Source organism: Streptomyces sp. NPDC044064 (assembly GCF_056434245.1).
In genome coordinates this window covers 231,318-237,848 of sequence record NZ_JBWKFN010000016.1, presented here as the reverse complement: position 1 = coordinate 237,848, position 6,531 = coordinate 231,318, and the positions used below count along the sequence as shown (strand labels likewise).

Here is a 6,531-nt window from a genome sequence, read left to right as displayed (position 1 = left end):
AACCCCCCCCCTCTGGGGGGGGGGGGGGGGGGGGGGGGTGTTTTTCCCCCCCCCCCCCCCCCCCCCCCCCCCCCCCCCCCCCCGATGCACATGTCCCGGGACCGAAGTGGGTGCACCGCCGTCAGAAGCGGCCCGCTCCCCGGTAGAGCTCCAGCCAGGGTTGCACGGCCATGGGTCAGCCCACCTCGGTGCGCCGCAGCCGCAGGGTCAGGATCTGGAAGGGCCGCAGGGCGACACGGACCCCGCCGTCGTCCCGCACAACGGCTTCCTCCAGGGGCCGTTCCAGCAGGTCGGTGACGTGGGCGTCGGCGAGCGGGAATCCGGTGCGCAGCACACCGCTCGCCCGCCCGCCCCGGGACTCGTAGAGCCTTACGACGACGTCACCGGAGCGGTCGTCGGCGAGCTTGACCGCCTCGACGGTCACGCCCTCGCCGGCCACCGAGACGACCGGCTCCGGCGCGCCCGCCGCGTCCGCCACCCGCAGCGGGAGGTTGAGCGCGTAGCCCTCGGCGACCGCGTCCGCGATGTCCGCGCCGGGCAGCAGGGAGTAGGTGAAGCGGTGCCGGCCCTGGTCGGCGCCCGGGTCCGGGACGCGCGGGGCGCGCACCAGGCTCAGGCGAACCGTGGTGGTCGTACCCCCGTCCTCGCGGACCGTGCGGGAGACGTCGTGGCCGTACGTCGAGTCGTTGAGGACCGCAACGCCGTAGCCGGGCTCGGCGATGTGCACCCAGCGGTGGCCGGAGACCTCGAAACGGGCCGCCTCCCAGCTGGTGTTGGTGTGGGTGGGACGCTGGACGTGGCCGAACTGGATCTCTGCCGAGGAGTGCGGGGCGCGGACGTCCACCGGGAAGGCGGCCTTGAGGATCTTCTCGGTCTCGTGCCAGTCGATGTCCGTCTCGATGTCGATCCGCGGGCTGCCCGCGCGCACGGTGAGGGTCTGGGTGATCTTCGAGCCCTTGCCGAAGGAGCGCGTGACACGGATCGCGCCGACGAGCGGGCCGTCCTCGACCACGGTGACGGAGTCGGCGTCCAGGAGGTCGGTGTACCGGTTCTTGTAGTGCTTGTCGATGTCCCAGGCGTCCCAGTAGTTGGGCAGGTCGGTGTGGAGGCGCAGGAGGTTGCCCGGCTCGGCGAGGACCTCGCGGTCCGCCCGCAGGTCGTACACGGACGACAGAGTTCCGTCTTCCGCCACCGCCACCCGGACCAGACCGTTGTCGAGGACGCGTCCGCCGACCGTGACCGGCCGCGGGGGCTCCGCACCCGCGAGCGGTGCGCTGCCGTTCGCGGGCACGCGCACGTACGCCGGCACACCCCCGGGCGTGCGGACCACCTCGGCACGGTCGTAGGGGCTGGTGTTGAACACACGAGTCACGCCGGGGCCGAGCGCGGCCACCGCCTCGGCGGTCAGCTCCTCCAGCTCCCCCGCCACGCGGGCGTACTCGGCCTCCGCCTCGCGGTGCACCCAGGCGATGGACGAGCCGGGCAGGATGTCGTGGAACTGGTGCAGCAGGACCGTCTTCCAGAGGCGGTCGAGCTTCTCGTACGGGTAGGTGTGGCCCGGAGCGTGCAGCGCGGCCGTGGTCGCCCACAACTCGGCTTCGCGCAGCCGGTGTTCGCTGCGCCGGTTGCCCTGCTTGGTGCGGGCCTGGGAGGTGTAGGTGGCGCGGTGCAGCTCCAGGTACAGCTCGCCGACCCAGACCGGGGCGTCCGGGTACTCGGCGCGGGCCTTCGCGAAGAACGCGTCGGGGTGTTCGATCTCGACCTTCGGGGAACCCTCCAGGTCCCTCAGCCGCCGGGCCCGCTCCATGATCTCGCGGGTGGGGCCGCCACCGCCGTCGCCCCAGCCGAAGGGGGCCAGGGAGCGCGTGGCGCCGCCCTTCTCGCTGTAGTTGCGGACCGCGCGGGCCATCTCCTCGCCGCTGAAGCGTGCGTTGTAGGTGTCGACGGGCGGGAAGTGGGTGAAGATGCGAGTGCCGTCGATGCCTTCCCACCAGAAGGTGTTGTGGGGGAACTTGTTGGTCTGGTTCCAGGAGATCTTCTGGGTCAGGAACCAGTCGTTGCCGGCGAGCCTGGCCAGCTGCGGGTAGGCGGCGGTGTAGCCGAAGGAGTCGGGCAGCCACACACCCTTGGTCTCCACGCCGAAGTGCTCCATGAAGAAGCGCTTGCCGTGGACGAGCTGGCGGGCGAGGGCCTCGCCGCCGGGCAGGTTGCCGTCGGCCTCCACCCACATGCCGCCGACCGGCGCCCACTGGCCCTTCTTGACGGACTCCTGGATGCGGGCCCACACCTGCGGGTAGTTGTCGCGCACCCACTCGTACTGCTGGGCCTGCGAGCAGGCGAAGACGAACTCCTCGTACTCGTCGGCCAGGGCGGTCACGTTGGAGAAGGTGCGGGACGTCTTGCGCCTGGTCTCGCGGATCGGCCACAGCCAGGCCGAGTCGATGTGGGCGTGGCCGACTCCGGAGATGAGGTGCGCACTCGCGTTCGCGGGTTTGGACAGGGCCGGCCTCAGCGCCTCGCGCACGGCGCCGGCCGAGCCGGGCACGTCATCCAGGTCGAGGAGGTCCATGGCCCGGTCGAGTGCGTGCATGATCTCGTGCCGGCGCGGGTCCTGTTCGCCCAGCTGCAGCATCAGTTCGCTCAGCACCTGGATGTCGAGGTCGAGGTGCCAGACCTGCTCGTCGAGTACGGCGATGTCGGCGCGACGGAAGGTGTACAGGGGACGGTCGCCCGCCGTGAGGACATCGCCGAGCGGGGTCGGGCCCGCGAAGTCATTGGCGAGGATGTCCGGGTTCGAGGCCGCCTCCACCAGGTAGTCCACCACCTCACCGCCCGCCGCCGGATCGGCGATCGGCACGTACTGGTTGAGCGGGTTGACGGCCTTCAGCGGCGTGCCGTTCGCCAGGTGGACCAGCGCCTCGGCCTGGTTGCCCGGCCAGTCGCCCACGAAGCCGAGGTCGATGACGGCCTCGACGCGCCGGCCCGTGAACTCGGCGGGCACTCGGCCGCGCATCCGGAACCAGGTCGTGCCCCAGGGCGGTCCCCACGGGGTGTCCGTCGCGAAGGGCTCGTACGGCGCGGCCGCGGCCTCCTCGAAGGAGACCGGCTCTCCCGGTGCCTGCCAGGACTCCACTTCGAGGGGAACGGTGGCCGCGTAGATCGCGGGCCTGATGCGCTGGTGGTGGAGCCGCTCCACGCGCTCCTCGATCCGGCGGCGTTCATCATGCATGGAGGTCTCCAGGAAGCGGGGAGGGAAAGCGCTTACTCAAGATACGCCAGGCCCGGATGGACCTGGGTGTAGCCCTCGACCAGCCTGCGGGCCACGTTCACGGAGTCGACCAGCGGGTGCAGCGCGAAGGCCTTCACGGCCATGGCGCGCGAACCTGACTCGGCGGCGGCGAGCACCTCGCGCTCGACCGCCTTGACCGCGCACACCAGACCGGCGGCGTGGCCGGGCAGCGGATCGACGGCGACCGGGTGGGCCCCGTTGGCGTCGACCAGGCACGGCACCTCGATGACGGCGTCCGGGTCGAGGACCGACAGAGTGCCCTGGTTGCGGACGTTGAGGATCAGGGTGGTGCGCTCGTCCCGGGCGATGGCCCGCATCAGGGCGAGGGCCACCTTCTCGTAGCCGCCGGAGAGGTCGTCGGCGTCGCGTTCACCGGCACCGGCCGTCTCCCGGGCCTCGGCCATGTAGGTCGCCTCGCGTTCGGCGCGGGTGCGGTCCCAGGCGTCGAGGGCGGAGACGTCCGCGCGCCGGGCCTCCTCGTAGAACCGCGCCTGCTGGTCGCGCAGGAAGGCGCCGCGGGTCTGCTCGGCCTGCTGGTAGGCGCGTACGGCCTCACGGTTGAAGTAGTAGTAGTGCAGGTACTCGTTGGGGATCGCGCCGAGGGACCGCAGCCAGTCGGTGCCGAAGAGCTTGCCCTCCTCGAAGGAGCCGAGCAGGCCGGGATCGGCGAGCAGGCGCGGGAGTTCGTCGCGGCCCGCGATGCGCAGGCCGCGTACCCAGCCGAGGTGGTTGAGGCCGACGTAGTCGATCCACGCCTCGTTCGGGTCGGCGCCGAGGACCCGGGCGATACGGCGGCCGAGGCCGACCGGCGAGTCACAGATACCGATGACCCGGTCGCCGAGGTGCCGGGACATGGCCTCGGTGACCAGCCCCGCCGGGTTGGTGAAGTTGATGACCCAGGCGTCGGGCGCCAGCCGGGCCACCCGCCGCGCGATGTCGACAGCGACCGGCACCGTCCGCAGACCGTAGGCGATCCCGCCGGCACCGACCGTCTCCTGGCCGAGGACGCCCTCCGCGAGGGCCACCCGCTCGTCGTTCGCCCTGCCCTCCAGGCCGCCGACACGGATCGCGGAGAAGACGAAGTCGGCGCCGCGCAGGGCCTCGTCGAGGTCGGTGGTGGCGGTCACGCGGGGGGCGTCGGCGACGGCCGACGCCTGTTCCTCCAGAACCCGGGCGACCGCGTACAGCCGGCTGTCGTCCAGGTCGTGCAGGACGACCTCGGTGACCCGCCCCTCGGCACGGTCCGTCAGCAGCGCCCCGTACACGAGCGGCACCCGGAATCCGCCGCCGCCCAGAATCGTCAGCTTCACGTCTGCACCCTTCCCGCCAGGACCACTTCGACGCCCGCCTCCTGCAGTGCGGAGCGGGTCACCGGGTCGACCGGCGCGTTCGTCACCACCACGTCCAGGTCCTCGGGACCGCAGACCTTCGCCATCCCCGTGCCCGGGAACTTCGCCGCGTCGGCCAGCAGCACCACCCGGTCACCCGCCTTGATCATGGCGCGCTTGACCGGCACCTCGACGACCGTCGTGTCCATCACCTGCCCGCCGGGGCGCACTCCGCTGGTGCCGAGGAAGAGCCAGTCGGCGTGCAGTTGGCGCAGGTTGTCCTCGGTGAGGAAGCCGACCAGGGAGCGGTACTCACGGCGGACCATGCCGCCGAGCAGCACCAGTTCGATGCCCTCGTCGTCGGCCAGCTCCTCGTAGACCACCAGGTTGCTGGTGATCACGGTGAGTCTGCGGCCGTGCAGCTGGCGGGCGAGCCGGTAGGCGGTGGTACCGATGTCGAGCAGCACCGACTGACCGTCCTCCACCATCGCAGCCGCACGCGCCGCTATGGCGTCCTTCTCGGCCACGCGCATCTCGGCGACCTCGGCGAAGGGCTGGTCGCCCTCCTCCGCGACGGCGCCGCCGTGGACCCGGGTGAGCAGGCCGTCCTCCTCCAGTTTGACCAGGTCGCGCCTGATCGTGGCCGGGCTGACGCCAAGCTGTTCGGAGAGGTCGGTCACGGCCGCGGGGCCGCCGGAGCGCAGGGCCCGCAGGATGAGTTGGTGTCGTCGTTCCGCCAGCACGGCATGAACACTACTCGTCATCTTCAATCAAATCCATGCTCACTTCTGCTCGGGTATTGACCAATGTCCCGCGGCAGCGCACGATTCCGTGGATCGAAATTGAACAGTTCTGACGAGCAGTTCCGACGAGAGGACGTCACCGTGGATGACGACCGGCCCGATGTGCTGCTGACCGGGCTGCTCTTCTACGACCTCGTCCTCACGGGTCTGGACGGACCGCCGACGCCGGGCGAGGAGATCTGGACGTCGGGCATGGGCTGCGGTCCGGGCGGCATAGCCAACCTCGCGGTGGCCGCCGCCCGGTTCGGCCTCGGCACCTCGCTCGCCACCGTCTTCGGAGACGACTTCTACGGCACCCATTGCCAGGAGATCCTCGGCGCCCAGGAGGGCGTCGGCCTCTCCCTCTCCCGCACGGCGGACGGCTGGGCGACTCCGGTCACCGTCTCCCTGGCGTACGGTGCCGACCGGGCCCTGGTCACCCACGGCAGCGAGCCGCCCTACTCGCAGGACGTGCTGATGGGCGACCCGCCCGAGGCACGCACCGCGCTCGTGCACCTCGAGGCGGAGCCCCGCGCATGGCTCGCAAAGGCCGCCGCGAACGGCACCCGCATCTACGCCGACGTCGGCTGGGACCCCACCCGGCAGTGGTCCCGTGACCTCCTCGACCAGCTCTCCCTGTGCCACGCCTTCCTCCCCAACGAGGCCGAGGCGATGGCCTACACCCGTACCGACACCGCCGTCGCCGCGCTCGGCACGCTCGCCGAACTGGTCCCGGTGGCGGTCGTGACGCGCGGCGGCGACGGGGCGCTCGCCGTCGACCAGACCACCGGCGAGTACGCGGACGTCCCGGCGCTTGACATCGATGTCGTGGACGCGACGGGCGCCGGTGACGTGTTCGGCGCGGGCTTCGTCGCCGCCACGCTCGCGGGCTGGCCCCTGGAGGAACGGCTGCGGTTCGCCGTCCTGGCCGCCGGCCTGTCCGTCCAGCGGCACGGCGGGGCACCGGCGGCACCGGGCTGGTACGGCGTCGACCACTGGTGGCGCTCGCTGACCGACCCCGGACTCAGGCGCACGTACGGCTTCCTCGCCGACCGCCTTCCCGCCGACCCGGGCCCGCCCGTGAGCCACGCCCCGGTCACTCCCCCCGCACCGCAGCACCGGTATTGACCCC

General features: G+C 71.7%; 4 protein-coding genes. 1 reads left to right on the top strand and 3 read right to left on the bottom strand.

What is annotated here, in order from left to right:
• Window positions 1-175: 175 nt before the first annotated feature.
• The 3 genes from AC07DS_RS26135 to AC07DS_RS26125 are packed head-to-tail and all read right to left on the bottom strand — an operon-like array spanning window position 176 to window position 5,360.
• Window positions 176-3,229 carry an alpha-mannosidase gene (locus tag AC07DS_RS26135; protein WP_479148991.1) on the bottom strand — a complete coding sequence of 1,018 codons (3,054 nt, stop codon included), beginning with the start codon at window positions 3,227-3,229 and terminating at the stop codon, window positions 176-178.
• Between the two features lie 32 nt (window positions 3,230-3,261).
• Window positions 3,262-4,599, bottom strand: a complete 1,338-nt coding sequence (locus tag AC07DS_RS26130; protein ID WP_479148989.1) for a 6-phospho-beta-glucosidase — start codon at window positions 4,597-4,599, stop codon at window positions 3,262-3,264.
• Window positions 4,596-5,360, bottom strand: coding sequence for a DeoR/GlpR family DNA-binding transcription regulator (locus AC07DS_RS26125; RefSeq protein ID WP_479149010.1), 765 nt, complete (start codon window positions 5,358-5,360; stop codon window positions 4,596-4,598). The genes AC07DS_RS26130 and AC07DS_RS26125 overlap by 4 nt, the downstream gene beginning before the upstream one ends.
• Before the next feature lie 141 nt (window positions 5,361-5,501).
• Between AC07DS_RS26125 and AC07DS_RS26120 the strand changes: the two genes are divergently transcribed.
• Entirely contained in the window at window positions 5,502-6,527 is a 1,026-nt protein-coding gene (locus AC07DS_RS26120; RefSeq protein ID WP_479148988.1) for a carbohydrate kinase family protein, read from the top strand.
• Window positions 6,528-6,531 lie beyond the last annotated feature (4 nt).

Bases quoted from the DNA above. Each gene is read 5' to 3' on its own strand.
- AC07DS_RS26135 (WP_479148991.1), bottom strand. From the start codon at position 3,229: ATGCATGATGAACGCCGCCGGATCGAGGAGCGCGTGGAGCGGCTCCAC.